Source organism: Mongoliimonas terrestris, from assembly GCF_001927285.1.
GTDB classification, from domain to species: domain Bacteria; phylum Pseudomonadota; class Alphaproteobacteria; order Rhizobiales; family Pleomorphomonadaceae; genus Chthonobacter; species Chthonobacter terrestris.
Genome location: NZ_MSIG01000001.1, coordinates 179,783 through 197,809, shown reverse-complemented (window position 1 = coordinate 197,809; position 18,027 = coordinate 179,783). Strand labels below are relative to the sequence as shown.

At 69.9% G+C, this 18,027-nt stretch carries 22 protein-coding genes; 9 read left to right on the top strand and 13 right to left on the bottom strand.

Annotated elements, in window-relative coordinates; all coding sequences use genetic code 11:
* The first annotated feature begins 122 nt into the window (after window positions 1–122).
* The 3 genes from BUQ68_RS00765 to BUQ68_RS00755 are packed head-to-tail and all read left to right on the top strand — an operon-like array spanning window position 123 to window position 2,913.
* Complete coding sequence (locus BUQ68_RS00765) at window positions 123–1,031, top strand: ABC transporter permease (protein WP_425349485.1); 909 nt, start codon at window positions 123–125, stop codon at window positions 1,029–1,031.
* Complete coding sequence (locus BUQ68_RS00760) at window positions 1,019–1,855, top strand: ABC transporter permease (protein ID WP_245293125.1); 837 nt, start codon at window positions 1,019–1,021, stop codon at window positions 1,853–1,855. Before BUQ68_RS00765 ends, BUQ68_RS00760 begins: the two co-directional genes overlap by 13 nt.
* A complete protein-coding gene (locus tag BUQ68_RS00755; RefSeq protein WP_075214024.1) occupies window positions 1,852–2,913 on the top strand; it encodes an ABC transporter ATP-binding protein in 1,062 nt (353 codons plus the stop codon). Before BUQ68_RS00760 ends, BUQ68_RS00755 begins: the two co-directional genes overlap by 4 nt.
* 36 nt (window positions 2,914–2,949) lie before the next feature.
* On the opposite strand, the gene BUQ68_RS00750 is transcribed toward BUQ68_RS00755, so the two are convergent.
* The gene (locus BUQ68_RS00750; protein ID WP_075214023.1) at window positions 2,950–3,711 is read right to left on the bottom strand and encodes a GAF domain-containing protein; all 762 of its coding nucleotides are present in this window, start codon (window positions 3,709–3,711) and stop codon (window positions 2,950–2,952) included.
* 322 nt (window positions 3,712–4,033) lie between these two features.
* On the opposite strand from BUQ68_RS00750, the gene BUQ68_RS00745 reads away from it, so the two are divergent.
* On the top strand, window positions 4,034–5,374 hold the full coding sequence (locus BUQ68_RS00745) for a globin-coupled sensor protein (RefSeq protein ID WP_175577702.1): 1,341 nt from the start codon (window positions 4,034–4,036) through the stop codon (window positions 5,372–5,374).
* 90 nt (window positions 5,375–5,464) lie between these two features.
* On the opposite strand, the gene BUQ68_RS00740 is transcribed toward BUQ68_RS00745, so the two are convergent.
* From BUQ68_RS00740 to BUQ68_RS00695, 11 genes are all read right to left on the bottom strand, one after another.
* Window positions 5,465–5,704 (bottom strand): hypothetical protein, encoded by a 240-nt coding sequence (locus BUQ68_RS00740; RefSeq protein ID WP_075214021.1) that lies wholly within the window; start codon window positions 5,702–5,704, stop codon window positions 5,465–5,467.
* The gene (locus tag BUQ68_RS00735) at window positions 5,701–6,459 is read right to left on the bottom strand and encodes a hypothetical protein (protein WP_075214020.1); all 759 of its coding nucleotides are present in this window, start codon (window positions 6,457–6,459) and stop codon (window positions 5,701–5,703) included. Before BUQ68_RS00735 ends, BUQ68_RS00740 begins: the two co-directional genes overlap by 4 nt.
* On the bottom strand, window positions 6,456–7,598 hold the full coding sequence (locus BUQ68_RS00730) for a Rieske (2Fe-2S) protein (protein WP_075214019.1): 1,143 nt from the start codon (window positions 7,596–7,598) through the stop codon (window positions 6,456–6,458). Before BUQ68_RS00730 ends, BUQ68_RS00735 begins: the two co-directional genes overlap by 4 nt.
* Entirely contained in the window at window positions 7,595–7,753 is a 159-nt protein-coding gene (locus BUQ68_RS23530) for a hypothetical protein (RefSeq protein ID WP_175577701.1), read from the bottom strand. Before BUQ68_RS23530 ends, BUQ68_RS00730 begins: the two co-directional genes overlap by 4 nt.
* Window positions 7,750–7,971, bottom strand: a complete 222-nt coding sequence (locus BUQ68_RS00725) for a hypothetical protein (RefSeq protein ID WP_075214018.1) — start codon at window positions 7,969–7,971, stop codon at window positions 7,750–7,752. The genes BUQ68_RS23530 and BUQ68_RS00725 overlap by 4 nt, the downstream gene beginning before the upstream one ends.
* Before the next feature lie 5 nt (window positions 7,972–7,976).
* Window positions 7,977–8,678: an SDR family NAD(P)-dependent oxidoreductase gene (locus BUQ68_RS00720; RefSeq protein WP_075214017.1), complete on the bottom strand. Its 702-nt coding sequence runs from the start codon at window positions 8,676–8,678 to the stop codon at window positions 7,977–7,979.
* A gap of 298 nt (window positions 8,679–8,976) precedes the next feature.
* The gene (locus BUQ68_RS00715; RefSeq protein ID WP_075214016.1) at window positions 8,977–9,234 is read right to left on the bottom strand and encodes a hypothetical protein; all 258 of its coding nucleotides are present in this window, start codon (window positions 9,232–9,234) and stop codon (window positions 8,977–8,979) included.
* Window positions 9,234–9,482, bottom strand: a complete 249-nt coding sequence (locus BUQ68_RS00710) for a hypothetical protein (RefSeq protein ID WP_075214015.1) — start codon at window positions 9,480–9,482, stop codon at window positions 9,234–9,236. The genes BUQ68_RS00715 and BUQ68_RS00710 overlap by 1 nt, the downstream gene beginning before the upstream one ends.
* Window positions 9,483–9,676: 194 nt before the next feature.
* On the bottom strand, window positions 9,677–9,886 hold the full coding sequence (locus BUQ68_RS00705; RefSeq protein ID WP_075214014.1) for a cold-shock protein: 210 nt from the start codon (window positions 9,884–9,886) through the stop codon (window positions 9,677–9,679).
* Between the two features lie 426 nt (window positions 9,887–10,312).
* The gene (locus tag BUQ68_RS00700; protein WP_075214013.1) at window positions 10,313–11,338 is read right to left on the bottom strand and encodes an amidohydrolase family protein; all 1,026 of its coding nucleotides are present in this window, start codon (window positions 11,336–11,338) and stop codon (window positions 10,313–10,315) included.
* A gap of 44 nt (window positions 11,339–11,382) precedes the next feature.
* Entirely contained in the window at window positions 11,383–12,123 is a 741-nt protein-coding gene (locus tag BUQ68_RS00695; RefSeq protein ID WP_075214012.1) for a GntR family transcriptional regulator, read from the bottom strand.
* Window positions 12,124–12,357: 234 nt separating this feature from the next.
* On the opposite strand from BUQ68_RS00695, the gene BUQ68_RS00690 reads away from it, so the two are divergent.
* From BUQ68_RS00690 to BUQ68_RS00670, 5 genes are all read left to right on the top strand, one after another.
* A complete protein-coding gene (locus tag BUQ68_RS00690; protein ID WP_075214011.1) occupies window positions 12,358–13,419 on the top strand; it encodes an ABC transporter substrate-binding protein in 1,062 nt (353 codons plus the stop codon).
* Window positions 13,420–13,421: 2 nt separating this feature from the next.
* Window positions 13,422–14,249 carry an ABC transporter ATP-binding protein gene (locus tag BUQ68_RS00685; protein ID WP_210215569.1) on the top strand — a complete coding sequence of 276 codons (828 nt, stop codon included), beginning with the start codon at window positions 13,422–13,424 and terminating at the stop codon, window positions 14,247–14,249.
* Window positions 14,236–15,054: an ABC transporter permease gene (locus BUQ68_RS00680; RefSeq protein ID WP_075214010.1), complete on the top strand. Its 819-nt coding sequence runs from the start codon at window positions 14,236–14,238 to the stop codon at window positions 15,052–15,054. The genes BUQ68_RS00685 and BUQ68_RS00680 overlap by 14 nt, the downstream gene beginning before the upstream one ends.
* A 65-nt stretch (window positions 15,055–15,119) precedes the next feature.
* Window positions 15,120–16,106 (top strand): asparaginase, encoded by a 987-nt coding sequence (locus BUQ68_RS00675; protein ID WP_075214009.1) that lies wholly within the window; start codon window positions 15,120–15,122, stop codon window positions 16,104–16,106.
* A 50-nt stretch (window positions 16,107–16,156) separates the two neighbouring features.
* The gene (locus tag BUQ68_RS00670) at window positions 16,157–17,053 is read left to right on the top strand and encodes a polysaccharide deacetylase family protein (RefSeq protein WP_075214330.1); all 897 of its coding nucleotides are present in this window, start codon (window positions 16,157–16,159) and stop codon (window positions 17,051–17,053) included.
* An 81-nt stretch (window positions 17,054–17,134) separates the two neighbouring features.
* On the opposite strand, the gene BUQ68_RS00665 is transcribed toward BUQ68_RS00670, so the two are convergent.
* Complete coding sequence (locus BUQ68_RS00665; RefSeq protein ID WP_075214008.1) at window positions 17,135–18,019, bottom strand: LysR family transcriptional regulator ArgP; 885 nt, start codon at window positions 18,017–18,019, stop codon at window positions 17,135–17,137.
* Between the last annotated feature and the right edge of the window lie 8 nt (window positions 18,020–18,027).

Below are 18,027 nucleotides of genomic sequence, written 5' to 3'. Positions count from 1 at the left end.
GGATCCAAGGCCGGCCGTCCGCGGCCGGCCGGCCCTTCCCACCCGCCGATCCTTCGAAGCCGTCGCCGGCCGGCGACGGCTTCGGGCATGATGAACGAGCGAGACCTTCGCAGATGAGCGCACTGGACACGGCTTCGGCGCCGGTCGGCCGGTCGGATCCTGGCATCGGCCGTCCACTGGCCCGCTTCTCCGGCTTTTGGAAATGGCTGGGCGTCCTGCCCTTCTTCCTCTTCTGTGCGCTCTTTCTCCTCGCCCCCATCGTCACCCTGACGGACGGGGCTTTCAGAGCGGCCGACGGCGGCTACACGCTCGACAACATCCTGGCCTTGTCGTCGCCGAACATCGTCGCCTCCTACTCGCTGTCGATCCGCCTCAGCCTCGTCTCCGCCGCCCTCGGCACGGTCACGGGCCTGCTTCTCGCCTATGCGATCATCCTCGGCGGGCTTCCCGCCTGGGTCCGGCCCGTGTTCCTGACCTTTTCCGGCGTCGCGTCCAACTTCGCCGGGGTGCCGCTCGCCTTCGCCTTCATCGCCACCCTCGGCCGCCTCGGCCTCGTGACGATCGTGCTGCGGGAGGTCTTCGGCTTCAACCTCTACGCCACCGGCTTCAATCTCTTCTCCTTCTGGGGCCTGGCGCTCACCTACCTCTATTTCCAGATGCCCTTGATGCTGCTGGTGATCACGCCGGCCATGGACGGCATCCGGCGCGAGTGGCGCGAGGCGGCCGAAAGTCTCGGCGCCACGAGGCGCCAGTACTGGACCATGGTCGCCCTGCCGTTGATCACCCCGTCCGTCCTCGGCTGCTTCCTTCTTCTCTTCGCCAACGCCTTCGGCACCCTCGCGACGGTCTATGCGCTGACCGGATCGAACTACTCCGTCGTGCCGATCGTCCTCTTCCAGCAGATCCGCGGCAACGTGCTCTACAACCCGAACCTCGGCTACGCCCTCGCCCTCGGCATGGTCGCCATCATGGTCGTGTCGAACGTGCTCTACATGATCCTGCGCATGCGCGCCGAGCGGTGGCACAAATGAAGAAGCCCTTTCCCTGGCTCTCCACGCTGATCGTGGTGCTGGCGGCGCTCTACTTCCTGGTGCCGCTCTACGCCACCTTCCAGTTCTCGCTCCAAATGAAGCGCGGCGAGTGGAGCCTTGCCGCCTACGAGTCGGTGTTCTCCAGCGACGTCTTCCTGTCGACGCTCGCCTATTCGGCCGTCGCCTCCCTGGCGGCTATCGTGGTCGGCGCCGCCCTCGTCGCGCCCACGGCCTACTGGGTCCGGCTGCGGCTCCCGAAGCTCCGGCCGGTGGTCGAGTTCGTCAGCCTTCTCCCGCTCATCATTCCGCCGGTGGTCCTCGTCTTCGGCCACATCCGAATGTTCGGGTCGAGTTCCATCCTGCCGCTGACGACCACCGACGGCGGGACCAATTTTCTCCTCGTGTCCGGCTACGTCGTCCTGTCGTTGCCCTACATGTATCGCGCCGTCGACAACGGCATGGCGTCGATCGACATCGTGACGCTGACGGAAGCGGCGGAGAGCCTCGGCGCCTCCAGGGCGCGCACCATCATGGAGGTCATCCTGCCGAACGTCCGGTCGTCCATCATCTCCGGCGCGTTCCTGACCTTCTCCATATCGCTCGGGGAGTTCGTGCTGGCGAGCCTCCTTAACCGGCCGGCCTTCGGGCCCTACCTGGTCCAGATCGGCCAGGACCGGGCCTACGAGCCGGCCGCGCTCGCCGTGATGACCTTCGCGCTCACCTGGGCCTGCATGGGGCTGATGCAGTATTTCGCCACGCGCAAGCCGGGCCAGCGCGTCTTCCCTCGCCTCACCTTGGCGCTCTCAAGGAACGAAGCCCGATGAGCTTCCTGAAACTGTCCGCCGTCAGCAAGGCGTTCGGCGCCAACGTGGTCGTCAAGAGTTTCGACCTGTCGGTTCGCAAGGGCGAATTCGTCTCCTTCCTGGGCCCGTCGGGATGCGGCAAGACGACGGTGCTCCGGATGGTGTCGGGCTTCGAGCGACCGACCTCCGGCGCCATCGAGATCGGCGGCCGCGACGTGACCCATCTGCCGGCGAACCAGCGCCAGATCGGCATGGTGTTCCAGTCCTATGCGCTCTTTCCCAACATGAGCGTGTTCGGCAACGTCGCCTTCGGCCTCAAGATCGCGGGCGCGTCCAAGCCGGAGATCGCAAGCCGCGTCAAGGAGATGCTCGACCTGATCCAGCTCGGGCATCTGGCGGACCGCTATCCCTACCAGCTCTCGGGCGGCCAGCAGCAGCGGGTCGCGCTCGCCCGGGCGCTCGCGGCGCGCCCGCAGGTTCTCCTCCTCGATGAGCCGTTGTCCGCGCTCGACGCCAAGATCCGCGTCAGCCTGCGCGACGACATCCGCGCCATCCAGCGCGAGTTGAACATCACCACCATCTTCGTGACCCACGACCAGGAGGAGGCCCTGACCATCTCCGACCGGGTCGTCGTCATGAACGGCGGCATCGCCGAGCAGTGCGACACGCCGCACGAGATCTACAACCGGCCGACCACCCGGTTCGTCGCCGGCTTCGTCGGCAAGCTCAACAACATCCCGGCGATCGTCGTCGATCCGGATGCCGGGACCGTGCGGGTGGAGAGCGACGTGGTCACGCTGGAACCGCGGGCGGTGGCGGGCCGGAAGGCCGGCGACCCGATCGTGCTGGCGCTCCGCCCGGAAGCGGTGTCGATGGGCACCCGGAGCGGCGACGTGGTGCTCGAGGCGAAGGTGCAGGAGGTCTATTTCCTCGGCTCCGTGATCCGGCTGAAGGTGGCCGCCGCCGGCGTTTCCCTGTCGCTCGATATCTTCAACCGCGCCGATGCCCCGCCGCCGGACGTCGGCAGCACCACCCACGTGTCCTTCTCCTCGCACGCGGTCATCGTCCTCGACAGTTGACCGGCCCGGCGCAGCGGCCGTCGCCGCGAGGATCCGTTAGGCGGACGGAGTCGATGCGGCGACCCGCGGACGCACGCCCGGTGCCGCCCCGAGGGTGAAGGTGAACTCCAGGCCGGCGTCCTCCATGGCGTGGCGCATCACGTGGACATAGGGATCGCCGACCCCGGAATGCCGGTCCGCCGTCTCGGCACGCTTGACGGTCGCCGGCGATACACCCGCGGCCGATGCAAGCGCCTCCACCGACCAGCCCAGCATGCCCCGCCCTCCGCGGATCTGGGTCGGGGTAAGCCGCATGGAAAGAGGCGCCGGCGCCGCGTTTCCATCCGGATCGAAGGCGAAGCCGCCCTCCAGGCTGGAGAGCCAGATCTCGTCCGCCGCGATCCGCGCCAGGTGCCGGAGGACAGCCGCGTCGGCCGGCGAAAACGCGCGGGGCCGGGTGTCGATGACGCAGAGAGCCCCGAGCCGGACCCCGGTGGCGAGCACGAGCGGGGCGCCCGCATAGAAGCGGATGCCGGGTTCGCCCACCACGAACGGGTTCCCGCAGAGGTCGCCGTGCCGCGTGGCATCTGGAACCACGAACACGGCGTCGTGCAGGATGGTCCAGCTGCAGAACGACTGGTCCCTCGGCGTGCGCCCGGGCGCGAACCCGCAGGCCGACCGGATGTGCTGCTCGTCGCGGGCCATGAGCGTCACGGCCGCGAAGGGAACCGCGAACCGGCGCTGCGCGATGCGCGTGATCCGATTCCACAGGTCCGGTGCAGCGCCCACCAGCAGATCGAGTGCCGCGAGGACGTCCAAGCGCTCATATTCGTCCGATGGAACGGGATAGGCCATTCAGGTACGAGCCTTGGAAGGATACCGGGCACGGGTTGTGCGTGCTTCATAGTTAGCACAAAGCCAACACTGTTGGCAGTTGCGGATGTCGCCGCCGCCCTTCGTTAAATATCTGACAAAACTTGCGCGAGAACTGCCGCTTTCCTTCGTATGTTAACTGCACATCAAGCATCCGAGACCTAAATCGGCGCTGTCCATCGGTGGCCGGACCCGGCTGTGGTCCGTGCGATGGCGGATCGGCCGCGCGATGGATCGTCCGGGGGCGATGTCAGCTGAGAGGATTGATATGCAGAAGCTCGATGTGTCTCGCCAACTCCACGCCTTCGGACTCTCGGCGGCGGACCTTGCGTCGTTGCGCGCGCTGAGGCCTGTCCTTCAGGACGCGCTGGACGCCATTCTGGTGGAAAGCCGCAGCCACTTCGCGGCCTGGCCGGACATCGAGCGCGCGCTCGCCGATCCGTCGATGCACAAGGCCCGCTTCGGACATTGGATGATGGCGGCCACCGGCGACTTCGGAGCCGATTTCGCCGACAGCGCCCTCCGGTTCGCCGCCTCCTTCGTGGAGCGCAAGATCCCGGCCCATGCGGTCGTTCTTTGCCACCACGCGGTGCTCGACGTGGCGACCGGAAGGCTCGACGCGCATCGGCCCCGGTCGCGCTTCGGTCTGGGGGGCAAGGCGGTGCGGGCACACGGTGCGACCCTCGACGCCCTTCGAAAGGCCGCCTGGTTCGACATCGAGGTGCTCATGGAGGCCTACGCGATCGCCTCGGAGATGGAACGCGGACGGCTGCTCGAGGGGATCGCGGCGGGCTTCGAGAAGGCCGTGGGCGGTGTCGTGGAGGAGGTCGGGCGCGCGTCGGGGGACCTGCGGTCCGCGGCCAAGTCCCTTTCCACCAGTTCGGATCTTGCCCTCGCCCAGTCGTCGGCGGTGGCGGCCGCCTCCGAGCAGGCCTCGGCCAACGTCCAGACGGTGGCCTCGGCCGCCGAGGAACTCACGTCCTCGATCGCCGAGATCGCCCGGCAGGTGCACGAGGCGTCGAACGTCGCCCAGCGCGCCGTCGGCGATGCGGACCGCACGGCCGTTCAGATCCGCGACCTGTCCGCATCCGCCCAGAGGATCGGCGAGGTTGTCGATCTCATCAACACCATCGCCGCCCAGACCAACCTTCTGGCGCTGAACGCCACCATCGAGGCCGCGCGCGCCGGAGACGCGGGCCGCGGCTTCGCCGTGGTGGCCGCGGAAGTCAAGCAGTTGGCCGACCAGACGGCCAAGGCGACCCGGACGATCTCCGAGCAGATCGGCGGCATCCAGAGCGCGACCGACCAGGCGGTCTCCTCGGTCGCCGAGATCAGCGGCGTGATCGGTCACCTGAACGGCATCTCCACCGCGATCGCCACGGCCGTCGAGCAGCAGGGCGCCGCGACCCGGGAGATCGCCGAAAACGTCAGCCAGGCATCCGCCGGCACCGCCGAGGTGTCGGGCAACATCGGGGGTGTCTCCCGGTCGACATCCTCGACCGCGGATGCCTCGCGCGGCGTGCTGTCGTCTTCCGAGGCCCTGTCGCGGCAGGCCGAGGTCCTGAAGGTCGAGGTCGGGAGCTTCCTGGCCTCCGTGAGAGCCGCCTGACGAAAGGGCACCAGCCGGCGCGTTCATGCTTCCACGCGGGTTTGCGGCCGACCGCCGTTCCGGGTTGGGATCCAACCGGACGGCGGTCGCTCAGGACTTCTCCGACCCGATGCGCGCGAGCAGCCCTTCCAGAACCGTCGCCAGCGCGAACACCGCCGCAAGCCCCGCCAGGCGGGCCAGCACCAGGAGGTCGCCGTAGCCCAGACGGCCGATCCAGCCGGGCATTTCGACCCATACGGTCCAGGCCGCGAGCGCCGTGAGAGCGGCCAGGACGAGACCGCCGGCGTGGGCTCTCCGCGACAAAGTGTGCGGCGCATGCCCGTCCGTCATGGCAAGACCACCTCCACCTTCAGGATCAGGAGGTCGTCGCGCCGCTCCACCACCCCCTCCACGGCGATGCGCTCGCCGGTGCGGTGAAGGTGCCGCGCGGGCAGCGGGCCACCGTCCGCGTCCGCCAGCAGCAGGAAGCCGGCGCCCTCCACCGGGGCGGTGGTGACGAACACGGGCGGCACCCCGCCGGTGATGCAGAGGTTGGCGCAGGCCTTGTGGGCAAGGCCGGTGCCGGGCTTCATGGCGCCGGCCGCGCACTTGCCGTCGCAGATCTCGCCGGTGATCCGCCAGCGGCCGAGTGGTTCCGGCCCCGCGGGCGCCGGTAGCGACATCCCGGCCGTGCTGGCGCGGAGGCCGACCGGGCCGCCGACCAGCAGCATGTCGAGGTCGCCGCGCCGGACGAAGACGCCGCCTGCGTCCACCGTGGCGCCGTCGAGGCCCGCGGCCGCCTGCCCGACGCCGATCTTGCTCGGCCCCGCGAGCATCACGGCCCGGGCCGGGCGCCCGTCCGCCGCCGGCACGCGCAGCAGCGGATAGGGCGACGTTTCCAGGATGCCGGTGAGGGACCCGTCGCCGAGGTCGTTCACATAGGCGCCGGATCCTGGATGCTCCGGCGAGACGGCGAGCGCGAGGGCCGCGCCGCCGAGCGCCGCCACCAGCGCGGCCGCGAGTGCGAGCGAAAAGGTCCGGACGGCCGGCGGCACCTTTTTGAAATAGCCGACGAAAAAGCCGGGATCGGCGGGCTTGAGGCTCATGACGCCACCTTGTCGTCTGCGGGACCCGGCGCCGCGGCCCTGGGGCCGGGCGGGTCTGTCCTCGGCACGGGCGATGCGGGCGCGGTTGCGCCGGGGATGCGGAAGGACTCCAGGCGGGTGCCGAGCGGAACGGGCGTTGTCGCCACCTCCACCCGGCTGCCGTTGAGGCGGAGCGGGTAGCGATGGATGCGTTCGCGGAAGGGCGGCGGCGAGCAGCCGTCCTCCGGCCGATACTGGTAGCCGTGCCAGGGGCAGGTGATGAAGCCGCGCACCACCTTGCCCTCGCCGATCGGCCCGTTCTGGTGCGAGCAGACGTTGGAGATGGCCACCAGCCGGTCCTTGGTGCGGAACACCGCGATCCGCTCGCCGCCCGGCGCGGCGCCCACGATGGCGCGCGCCTCGGCGATCTCGGAGACGTCGCCGACGTCGATCCAGCCGTCCTCGGCCGCCGGCGGGCTGGCCGCCGCGTCCGCGGCCCGTTCGCGCCGACCCGTCACCAGATGGAGCGTCGCCAGCGTGGCGACGCTCGCCGCGACCAGAGCCGAGAGCACCGGGTCGCGCCCGCCGGCCATCGGCCCGAGCGCCACGTGGAGCACCACCGCCCCGTAGGCGCCGTAGACGCTCATGTGCAGCGCCTTCCAGACCGGCGGCGTCAGGAAGGAGAGCCAGAAGTCGTGGCTCGTCGCCGCCAGCACGGCGAGCACAAGGAGTGCGGCGACGCCCAGGATCTCGAACGGAAAGCCGGCGATCCGGTCGAAGCTGGTGTTCGCGGTGAAGAGGGCGAGGAGCTGCGGCGTCGGCGAGAAGGCGTAGTACCAGTCGAGCACCGCCACCGCGTGGGTCGTCGCCACCAGGGCGGTGATCACGCCGAAATGGCGCCGATTGTAGAGGAGCGGCAGGAAGCGCGTGTCGAGCCGGGCGAGCGGCCCGATGGCGAGCACCAGCGTGAGCATCAGGAAGGCGAGCGAGCCGAACGCCCGCATGCGCTGGATCGGCGCGTCCACCTTCGCGGCGCCCTCCGACAGCATGGGGGCGAGGTTTAAAAACGCCAGGATGTAGACCGCCGCGCCGATGATCAGCACGGCATCGTAGACGAGCTTGTTGCGGTTCCAGCCGACCGGCTTCAGGGCGACGCTCATCCGGCGCCTCCCCCGGCGGGCGGATCGAGGCGGACCGGCGGGGCGTCCGCCGAAAGGCGCGGTTCGGCGAGAAGGCTCGCCAGGACGGCGAGCGGCAGGAGGAGCGCGAGGGCGGTCCAGAGAGCCGCGTGGGCGCGGCGGTGCGGGCGCATCATGGCCGGTCGGCCTTTTCCAGCGCCCGCCAGCGCAGGAGCACCACGGGCCAGAGGAGCACGATCCCCGGCACGAGGAGCGGCCGCACCGCATAGGCGCCGCGGGCGGCCGGCTCCACCCGGTCGATGCCGACGGTGAGGAAGACGGCCGCCACCAGAAGGCCGATCCCGCCCCAGAGGGCGAGGCCGACGGCCACCGGATCGGAGAGGTCGAGGAGCATCGCGGTCACCCGCGCCCGGTGGCCGGGATGGCGCCGCCGGTGACGACACCCGCCTCGTCCGACACCAGGAAGGCGATCAGCCGGGCGATGGCGGCCGGCTGCACCCAGCCGTCGGTTTTGGCGTTCGGCATGGCGGCCCGGTTCTGCGGCGTGTCGATGGTGCCCGGTAGGATGCAGTTGGCGGTGATGCCGTCCTTGCGGTGCTCTTCCGCGATGCTTTCCACGAGGCGAAGAACGGCCGCCTTGGAGGCCGCGTAGGCGGCCTGGTTGGCGCCGGCCTTGAGGCCCGGTGCGGCGGCGATGTGGACGATCCGCCCGAAGCCGGCCGCCTTCATGGCCGGCAGCACGGCGACGCTGGTGTTGAGCGGCACGGTGGCGTTGAGGAGCATCATCAGGCTCCACTGCTCCAGGGCGCCGTCGATCACCGGGCCGGTGCGGAAGCCACCGACCGTGTTGACGAGGCCGCCGATCGCCCCGAAGCGCGAAAAGACCGCCTCCGCCATGGCCTTGGCGGCCGCGGCGTCGGTGAGATCCACCTCCGGCAGGAGCAGCGGGTCGGCGCCGGCGGGCAGCGTCGCGGCGGTCGCTTCCAGGCCCTCGCGGGCGCGATCGACCAGCGCGAGCGGGTGGCCGCGGGCGGCGAGGAGCGCCGCGACGGCGCTGCCGAGATTGCCGGCGGCGCCGGTGACGATGACGGGCGTGGGCATGGACAGGCTCCAAGCTGGCGAACTGCGGCAGGCGGGCGGGGGCCTTGCCGCATATCGAAGGACTGATCCGTGCCCGGCCGGCGACGGTTCATCCGTTAGTCTCGCCAGCGGCCCCCGCCGTTACGGAGTCCATGTTCAAGCTTGGGTGTTTTTTTGAGCGGCGCGCCGGGCGGTCCGGCTGCGTCTTGGCGGTGGCGGTCGCCAGGTCCGCCACGACCAAAAAGGCGGGCCATCGACCCGCCTTGCGTTCGTCAAGACGTTGAAAAGATTGGGTCCGTCGCCTGTCGCAAGGACCGCTTCAGGATGCGGCGGCGGGCGCCTTCGCCTTCCGGGGCTTCTTGGACGGATCGGCGCTCTTCGCCTTGGACGATGCCTTCGGGGCCGGCGGCGGGGCGGCTTCGCGGCGGCGCGCCTCTTCCTCGTCGAGGAGGACCAGAGCGTCTCGCGCCTGTTCCTTCTGCTTCGGCGTACCGGAGGTGTTCATGCGGGTCGCGTTGATGCGAATGGTCTTCAGCTCTTCGGCGTTGAGGCCGGGGATCATTTCGCGAAGTGTCATCAGGCGCTCCTGACCGTGAATACATCGGTAGTCAGGTTTTCGCCCACCGTGATCGGGACCAGCCGGTCGTGGTACTCGCGGCGCTGACTGTGGTTTACGTCGTTCACAAGAACATAGCTGGGGTTCTTGCTGTCGAGCTCATTGCACCGAACGACCCGATACACATCGGATACGGCCTTGCGCTGGTGAAAACCCGGCAGGATGCGGACGGACTGGCCTACCCTGAACGGTTCGGTCTCGATCGTCATGGGCGTTGTCCTTCTCCTTGTCGTGGCCTTGTCCGGCGGCAGGAGCAGGCGCGGGGCGCCCGGCAAGGGGCTGGCGAGATCGCCCGGCAGCCCCTTGCCAGGTCGCCCCTGGTCCGCTCGTCCGGCGCCTCGACCCGGGAACGTCCCGAGTCAGGCCACGGTTGAAAAATCGTTTGGCAGCAAGGACCTGGCGGTCAGACCACCTGGAGATTGCAGGCCGCCATCTTGCCGGACTTGCCGTCCCGCTCCAGGTCGTAGTTGACCTTCTGGCCCTCGGAGATGGTGCCGAGGCCCGCCCGTTCGACGGCGGAGATGTGCACGAAGGCGTCGGGGCCGCCGTCGTTCGGCTGGATGAAGCCGAAGCCCTTTGTGGAATCAAACCACTTCACTGTTCCGGTAGTCATTTTGAACCTTTAGAAAATAGAACCGAGCGCCGCACCACGCGTCGCGAACGCGGCTCGCGATTTTTCCAGGGAGCTCGATTTTATTGCGCGGAATGAAATCTGCGCGAAATCCGAGCACCATCTGCAAAGATCGACACCTCCTATATAGCTTCATTTGAGTTGATCTCAAGGCCAACGGGCAAAACGGGCCGGAAATACCAGCGCATCGAAGCGGAGAAGCGCCGTTTCAAGGGCGTGCGGCGGGCCGGTCCGGCTCCCCGCTTTGCGGCCAAGGGGGCGACTACAACGCGGATGAAGCCGCTTGGTCGCGGCAACGTCGCCCGGCTTGTAGCCGGCCTGTAGCCGCCTTTGTCGCGGCCTGTAGCCCGCCTGTAGCCGCCTGTAGCCGGCCTGTCGGCGACGAGCCCCGAGGGCCCGCCGTCCCGCTCAGTCCGGCAGGCTGAGGAGCGCCGCCGCGTTGCCGCCGAGGATCTGCTCCTGCTGGTCGGGCGCCAGCGTCTCCTGACGGCCGACCGCCTCGACCGGGCGCTCCAGGCCCATGTCGAAGCAGTAGTCGCTGCCGAGGAGCACGCGGTCCGGACCGACCAGGTCGATCAGGTAGGCGAGCGCCGCGTCGGAGTGGGTGATGGTGTCGTAGAAGAAGCGCTTCAGGTAGCTCTCCGGCCCGGACGCCATGTGGGCGAGCTCCGGGCGGACGCGCCAGCCGTGCTGCAGGCGCCCGATCAGGAAGGGGAGGGCGCCGCCGCCGTGGGGCAGCACGAAGGAGAGTCGGGGGAACCGGTCGAGCACGCCCCCGGCCATCAGTTTGGCGGCCGCGACCGCGGTGTCGAACGGATTGCCGAGGAGATTCGCCAGGAAATAGGGCTTCAGCCGGTCCTCCATGCCGAGCACCTTCAGGGGGTGCAGGAAGATCGGCAGGCCGCTGTCCTCGATGGCGGCGAAGACCGGGAAGAGCCGCTCGTCAGAAAGGTCCATGTCGCCGATCGCGGTGCCCATGTAGATGCCGCGGATGCCCGGCGCCTGCCGCACGCGCTCCAGCTCGGCGAGGGCCTCGTCGGCATGGTGGACGGGCAGCATGGCAAGGCCGACGAGGCGGGTCGGGTGGCGCGCGTGGGCGGCGACGAGTTCGTCGTTGAACACCGCCGACAGGCGCCGGGCGAGGGGGGCGTCGGCCCAGTAGACCATGGGCTGGGTGAGCGAGAGCGCCTGCATGTCGACGCCCTGGGCGTCCATGTCGGCGATCCTGAGGTCGAGGTCGATGAAGCGGCGGGCGAGCGGGCCGGCGTGCAGCGGCCCGGCGTCGATCACCGGGCCTCGGGCGTCGCGGCGCACGCAGGCGCCGCAGCGGCAGCCCTCCGTTTCCATGAGATCGATGAAGCGCTCGGGATAATAGTGGGCGTGAATGTCGATCCGACGGGCGCGCGGGCGGGAAGCGGCTGCTTGGAAGGTCACGACAGGCCTTTGGCTGAGGGGGGGACGGGAGGCGGCCGGACGGGTCAGTCCGTTGCCGCCGGAGGCTTTGAGGCGGGCGCGGCTTCGCCGGCGCGGGGGGCGGGGGCGGCCTCGCCGGCGCGGATGGCTTCGATCAGCGCGTCCGCGGTGTTCTGGAGGTGCTGCTCGATGATGGTGGCGGCGGCGGCAGGATCGCGCTTGGCGCAGGCCTCGTAGAGCTGCCAGTGCTCAAGCTGGGACTGCTCGCGGCCGCGGGTGCGCAGGTAGTAGCGCACATACCGCTCCACGTTGCTGCGGAACTGGTCGATGGTCTCGACGAGACGCGGCCAGTCGCTCGCCTCATTGATGATGGTGTGGAACTCCCGGTTCTGGCGCATCCAGGGATCGTCGACCCCGCCGAGGGTCACGCTGCGGTCCATCTTCTTCAGGATCGCCTGCATGGCCTTCAGGTGCGGCGCCGTCAGGTTGGCGGCCGCGCGGGAGACGGCCAGCCGTTCGAGCGCGATGCGGATGCCGAAAAGCTCCGTGATGGCTTCCGGGTCCAGCCGGGCGACCTCCACCCCCCGATAGGGGTAGACCACCACGAGGCCTTCGGTCTCCAGCTGCTTCAGGGCCTCGCGCACCGGCATGCGGCTGACGCCGAGCGACTGGGCGATCTCGTTCTGGTCGAGACGCGCGCCCGGCCCAAGGCGGCCGTCGATGATCCCCGCCCGCAGCACCGCGAGGACCGCGTCCTTGCGGCTGACCGACCGGACAGCCGAACGTTCCGCTTCCGTCAGATCCATTGCCGTCTTCCCCTCCGCCTCTTGCGCGCGGCTTCGGCCCCTGCCCGACCCCTGTCCCGGCGAGCCGTCCGTGCCATCTGCTCATGAATGGGTCGCGCATACATTCGCGCCAACCCGTCTTGATATCTAGAATCTAATATATTAGTCCTGGAGGCACAACGAGATTGATCGGCGCCCCTCGATCCCGAGGAGAAGCGGTCCGGCAGCCACACCAGACGAGATGGGAACAGACAGATGACGAAGCGAATTCAGGCCTTTTCGCGGTCCATCGGCATCGCCGCGGCGACCGCCTCGGTGCTCCTGTCGGGCATGGCCTTCGCCCAGGAGCTGAAGCCGTTCCGGTTCATGTTCCCGGTGGAGAGCGTCAACCAGTATCACCCGTTCTACATCGCCGATGAGCTCGGATATTTCGAGGCGGAAGGCCTGGACGTGGAGTTCCAGGACGCGGGCGGGTCGAGCGCCGCCGTCCAGCAGGTGATCGCCGGCAACGCCGACGCGGCCCTGCCGGCGCCGAGCGCCTTCCTCAACGCCGTGGCCCAGGGCTACGCGCTGAAGTGGATCTACTCCTACCAGTACGCCAACATCTTCACCCTGGCGGCGACCGGCTCGTCCGGCATCAAGACGATCGCCGACCTCAAGGGCAAGAAGGTGGGCGTGTCGGATCTCTCCGGCGGCGAGGTGCCGCTGGTGCGCGCGGTGCTGGCCGAGGCCGGCCTCGCCGAGGGCTCGGACGTGCAGCTGCTGCCGGTCGGCGACGGCTCGGCTCTCACGGTGGACGCGCTCCAGACCGGCCAGGTGGACGCCTATTCGTCGAGCCTCTTCGACCTGGCGGCCATCCAGGCCCGCGGCATCGAGATGACCACCATCCTGCCCCAGCAGGCGCAGGACTTCCCCGCCAACGGCGTGGTGGTGACCGCCGAGGCGCTTCAGGCCGACCCGGCCAAGTACGAGGGGTTCCTCCGCGCCGTCGCCAAGGGCGTCGCCTATGCGGCCGCCCATGACGAGAAGGCGTTCGAGATGGCCAAGACCATCCGGCCGGAGGAGTTCGAGGACGAGGCGCTCGCCAAGGCCAACTGGGAGGCCGCGCACATCCTGAAGACGCCGCCGCAGGCGCTGGCCGACCAGCCGCTCGGCACCCACTACACCGCCGGTTTCCAGGCCTACCACGACTTTCTGCGCCAGGGTACCGAGGAGGAGGGCGGCCTTGCGGCCGACGTCGACCTCGGCGCGGCGCTCGACTCCTCGCTGATCGAGAAGGCCAACGGGTTCGACAAGGCCGCCGTGGTGGCCGAATGATCATGGCGGCTCCCGTTCCGAGAGAAGACCGGGGCGCGTCGCCCCGGCCGGCCGGTCTCGGCGCGCCCATCGTCACCGCGAAGGGCCTGTCGAAGACGTTCAAGCTCGGGGGCGGCGACGTGGTCGCCCTCAGGGACGTGGACCTTGAGATCCGCAAGGGCGAGTTCATCGCCTTCGTGGGGCCGAGCGGCTGCGGCAAGTCCACCTTCCTCAACATGGTGGCCGGCCTCCTGCCGGCCACGGGCGGCGTGGCCCACGTGAACGGCCAGCCGGTGACCGAGCCCTCGCGGCAGGTCGGCTTCATGTTCCAGACGCCGGTTCTCCTGCCGTGGCGGACCGTGGAGAAGAACGTGCTGATGCCGGCGGAGGTGTTCGGCCTGAAGCAGGCCGACATCCGCGACAAGGCGCGCGCGGTGATCGAGGCTGTCGGCCTCGGCGCCTTCGTGGACGCCTACCCGCGCCAGCTCTCCGGCGGCATGCAGCAGCGCGTGGCGCTCGCCCGCGTGCTGACCTACGAGCCGGACGTGCTCCTGATGGACGAGCCGTTCGGCGCGCTCGACGAGTTCACTCGGGAGGCCATGAACCTGGAGCTGATGCGCATCACCCAGGCGGCCGGCATCACGGTGCTGTTCGTGACGCACAACATCACCGAGGCGGTCTTCATGTCGGACCGGGTGGTCGTGATGACGCCGCGCCCCGGCAAGGTCTCCGGCATCGTGGACATCGACCTGGAGCGTCCGCGCACGATCGGCACCATGCAGAAGCAATCCTTCTCGGACCTCATCTTCAAGGTCCGTGGCATTCTGGGAAACACCCATGGCGATCACTGATCAAGCCCCGCCCGCTGCGGCCGTGCGGGACCCGGAGCAGGCCGAGCGGCTGCGCTACCGGCTCTATTCGCTGGCGATCGTCGCCGTCATCCTCGCCGCCTGGGAGATCGCGCCGCGGGCCGGGCTGGTGTCGCCCATCATCCTGCCGGCCTTTTCGCAGGTGGCCGCCGCGCTCTGGTCGCTGGTGCAGACGGACTTCTTCCTGCGCCACTTCAGCGTGACGCTGACGGAAATCCTCGTCGGCTTCGTCCTCGGCACCGCCATCGGCCTGATGCTCGGCATCGCGCTCGCCGTGTGGCCGACCGCCAAGCGCATCGCCTATCCGTTCGTGGTCGGCTTCCAGGCGATCCCCAAGATCGTGTTCGCGCCGCTCTTCATCGCCTGGTTCGGGTTCGGCCAGAGCTCCAAGGTGGTGATGGCGGTGGTCATCTCCTTCTTCCCGGTCCTCATCAACACCATGGTGGGCCTGGAAAGCGTGCCGGACGACGCCCGCAAGCTGATGCGCTCGCTGAAGGCGACGCCGATGCAGACCTTCCGCAAGGTGTCGCTGCCGCACGCCCTGCCGGTCATCTTCGCCGGCGTGAAGGCCGCGCTCACCTTCGCGGTGATCGGCGCGATCGTCGGCGAGTTCGTGGGCGCGTCCGAAGGCCTCGGCTATCTGGTGGAGCTCTACAATCACCAGCTCCGCATCGACCGCGTCTTCGCCGTCGTGGTGGTGCTCGCCTTCATCGGCGCCGGCGGCTACTTCCTCCTGGAATGGCTGGACCGCAAGCTGATCTTCTGGCGCTCCGACGACAACCGCTGACCCGACGCGCCCCGCGCCGGCACCGGCCGGGCGCGCCCTCCGTCCAGAACCTGAGCGGGATCCGCATGCAACCGACCGTCCACATCCTCGTTCTCGGCGGCACGATCACCATGGCGCCCCAGGCGGCCGGCGGGATCGCGCCGTCGCTGACCGGGGCCGACCTGGTGGCGGCCGTGCCGGCGCTCGCCGACGTGGCCGCCATCGTGGTCGCGACGCCCTTCCTGGTTCCCGGCGCCTCGCTGACCTTCGCGCAGATCGCCGACGTGCGGGCGCTCGCCGCCGCGGCGGTGGAGGCGGGCGCGGCGGGCGTCGTCGTGGTGCAGGGCACCGACACCATCGACGAGACGAGCTTCCTCCTCGACCTCGGCTGGACCGCCGACGCGCCGCTGGTGGTGACCGGCGCCATGCGCGGCGCCGCCGCCCCCGGGGCGGACGGGCACGCCAACCTTCTCGCCGCGACGATCGTCGCCGCCGCGCCCGAAGCGCGCGGGCAGGGCGTGCTGGTGGTGCTCAACGACGAGATCCATGCGGCGCGGCTGGTGGAGAAGACCCACACCGGCCTTGCCTCCGCCTTCGCCGCGCCGGGCTTCGGCCCGCTCGGCCACGTGATGGAGGGCAGGGCCCGTCTCCCCTTCGCCCTGAGGCGGCCGCCGGTTCTTCCGGCGGCGCCGGGCGCCAAGGACCTGCCCCCCGTGGCGATCGCCAAGGCGACGCTCGGCGACGACGGCCGCCTGATCCGGGCGGTGGCGGACCTCGGCTACCGGGGGCTCGTGCTGGAGGCCATGGGCGCCGGCCACGTGCCGGCCGCGCTCGCCGAACCGCTGGAGGCGTTGAGCGTGCGCATGCCGGTGGTGCTGGCGACGCGCGTGCCGGGCGGGCCCGTGTTCCGGACCACCTACGGCTTCCCGGGGTCGGAGAGGGACCTGATCGCCAAGGGGCTGGTTCCGGCCGGGCTCCTCTCCGCCCACAAGGCGCGGCTGCTCCTCGCCGTGCTTCTCGCCGGCGGCGCGGACCGGCGGGCGGTGGCGGACGCGTTCGCGGCGTACAGCTGAGGCAAGCCCGCGCGTCACGCGCCGGGCATGACACCGAAGAGGCAATGACCATGGCGGACAGCGACATCGACCCGGAGCGGATCCGGGGGCGCCTTCCCTTCGTGCCGATCACACGGCGGCCGCCGCTCCGCCTGCCGAACGACGCCCGCGTGGCGGTCTGGACCATCGTCAACGTGGAGACCTGGTCGCCCGCCGGCCCGATGCCCCGGGCCGTGTTGCCGCCGCCCATGGGCCAGCCGCTCCTGCCGGACATCCCGAACTGGGCCTGGCACGAGTACGGCATGCGGGTGGGCTTCTGGCGCTTCCTGGAGGTGCTCGGCGCCCGCGGCCTGAAGGCGAGCTTCGCCGTCAACGGCTCGGCCTGCCGGGTGTACGCGGAGGCCTGCGAGGCCGCCCACGCGGCGGGCTGGGACTTCATCGGGCACGGCTTCGTGCAGCGGCCGATGCACCGGGTGGAGGACCAGCCGGGCGCCATCCGCGACACCATCGAGGCGATCCGCGCGCTCACCGGCAAGGCGCCGCGCGGCTGGGAGTCGCCGGGGCTCACCGAGACGATGGACACGCTCGACCATCTGGCGGAGGCCGGCATCGAATATGTGTGCGACTGGTGCCTGGACGACCAGCCGGTGACCCTTTCCACCACGTCCGGGCCGATCGTCTCGGTGCCCTACACGGTGGAGATCAACGACGTGGTGATGACCGCCGTCCAGGGGCACCGGTCGGACGAGATCTATCGGCGCGGCGTCGACCAGTTCGACCGGCTCTTTCTCGACGGCGCCACGCAACCGCGCGTGATGGCGATCTCCATCCACCCCTACCTCACCGGCGCGCCCCACCGGATCAAGTATCTGGAGATGCTCTACGACCACATCCTCGGCCACGAGGGCGTGGTGCACTGGACCGGGTCGGAGATCCTCGACTGGTACAAAGGCGATCACGGCGGGTGACCGCTAGGGCGAGAGGGCGGTGGGCGGGCGGTCGCACCGAGCCGGGGCGGGGGTGCTTCGGTCGCTTCGGGGGCTTTCGACCTAGCGAAGGCGTTCCCGCGCGGCGGCCCGCACGTGTTTCGTCAGGCCCGTGAGGGCGGCGGAGGGAAGCCGCGAGACGGTCCAGAAGAGGTCCACGTCGAGGAGACGGCCTGGTTCGATCTCGGCGAGCCGTCCGGCGGCGAGATGCGGGGCGGCGAGGTCGACCGGCTGCAGGCCCCAGGCGAGGCCGGCGATCGCCAGATCCAGGAAGGCGTGGGTCGACGGCACCGCGTGGACGGGACCGAGCGCCTCGGACCCGCAGACCATGGCGGCAAAGCGGGCCTGCAGCCGGTCCTGATGATTGAAGCGAAGGACGGGTGCGAGCGCCAGCGCGGCGGCATCCATCCCGTGCGGGAAATGGCGGGCGACGAAGGCAGGGCTGGCGCAGGCCGCATAGCGGAGCGCGCCGAGCGGGAGCGTCCGGCAGCCCGGCACCGGACCCGGGTCGGCGGTGACGGCCGCCAGCACCTCGCCGCTCCGCAGCCGGTCGGCGGTATGGCCCTCGTCGTCGAGGATGAGATCGAGCGAGACGCCGCCGTCACGGCCGAAGCCCGCGGCGGCGGCCGGAAACCAGGTGGCGAGGCTGTCGGCGTTCACGGCCATGCGCAGCGTCGGCATGCCGCCCGCGGGACCGATGCCGAGGGCCGGCGCGAGATCGGCTTCCAGCAGACGAACCTTGTCCAGATGGGCGAGCAGCGTCCGGCCGAGGTCCGTCGGCTGGCAGGGCTGGGTGCGGATGATCAGGATCGCGCCGAGGCGCTCCTCCAGGCCGCGCACCCGCTGCGAGATCGCGGACGGCGTGATGCCGAGGGCGCCGGCGGCCCGTTCGAAACTGCCCTCGCGGACGATGGCCGCCACCGCGCCGAGGGCCGGATAGTCCAGCATCGATTAAG

Coding starts and splice junctions, on each gene's coding strand:
- BUQ68_RS00755 (WP_075214024.1), top strand. CDS start 1,852: ATGAGCTTCCTGAAACTGTCCGCCGTCAGCAAGGCGTTCGGCGCCAAC.
- BUQ68_RS00745 (WP_175577702.1), top strand. CDS start 4,034: ATGCAGAAGCTCGATGTGTCTCGCCAACTCCACGCCTTCGGACTCTCG.
- BUQ68_RS00740 (WP_075214021.1), bottom strand. CDS start 5,704: ATGACGGACGGGCATGCGCCGCACACTTTGTCGCGGAGAGCCCACGCC.
- BUQ68_RS00735 (WP_075214020.1), bottom strand. CDS start 6,459: ATGAGCCTCAAGCCCGCCGATCCCGGCTTTTTCGTCGGCTATTTCAAA.
- BUQ68_RS00730 (WP_075214019.1), bottom strand. CDS start 7,598: ATGAGCGTCGCCCTGAAGCCGGTCGGCTGGAACCGCAACAAGCTCGTC.
- BUQ68_RS23530 (WP_175577701.1), bottom strand. CDS start 7,753: ATGATGCGCCCGCACCGCCGCGCCCACGCGGCTCTCTGGACCGCCCTC.
- BUQ68_RS00725 (WP_075214018.1), bottom strand. CDS start 7,971: ATGCTCCTCGACCTCTCCGATCCGGTGGCCGTCGGCCTCGCCCTCTGG.
- BUQ68_RS00720 (WP_075214017.1), bottom strand. CDS start 8,678: ATGCCCACGCCCGTCATCGTCACCGGCGCCGCCGGCAATCTCGGCAGC.
- BUQ68_RS00715 (WP_075214016.1), bottom strand. CDS start 9,234: ATGACACTTCGCGAAATGATCCCCGGCCTCAACGCCGAAGAGCTGAAG.
- BUQ68_RS00710 (WP_075214015.1), bottom strand. CDS start 9,482: ATGACGATCGAGACCGAACCGTTCAGGGTAGGCCAGTCCGTCCGCATC.
- BUQ68_RS00705 (WP_075214014.1), bottom strand. CDS start 9,886: ATGACTACCGGAACAGTGAAGTGGTTTGATTCCACAAAGGGCTTCGGC.
- BUQ68_RS00695 (WP_075214012.1), bottom strand. CDS start 12,123: ATGGATCTGACGGAAGCGGAACGTTCGGCTGTCCGGTCGGTCAGCCGC.
- BUQ68_RS00690 (WP_075214011.1), top strand. CDS start 12,358: ATGACGAAGCGAATTCAGGCCTTTTCGCGGTCCATCGGCATCGCCGCG.
- BUQ68_RS00685 (WP_210215569.1), top strand. CDS start 13,422: ATGGCGGCTCCCGTTCCGAGAGAAGACCGGGGCGCGTCGCCCCGGCCG.
- BUQ68_RS00680 (WP_075214010.1), top strand. CDS start 14,236: ATGGCGATCACTGATCAAGCCCCGCCCGCTGCGGCCGTGCGGGACCCG.
- BUQ68_RS00675 (WP_075214009.1), top strand. CDS start 15,120: ATGCAACCGACCGTCCACATCCTCGTTCTCGGCGGCACGATCACCATG.
- BUQ68_RS00670 (WP_075214330.1), top strand. CDS start 16,157: ATGGCGGACAGCGACATCGACCCGGAGCGGATCCGGGGGCGCCTTCCC.
- BUQ68_RS00665 (WP_075214008.1), bottom strand. CDS start 18,019: ATGCTGGACTATCCGGCCCTCGGCGCGGTGGCGGCCATCGTCCGCGAG.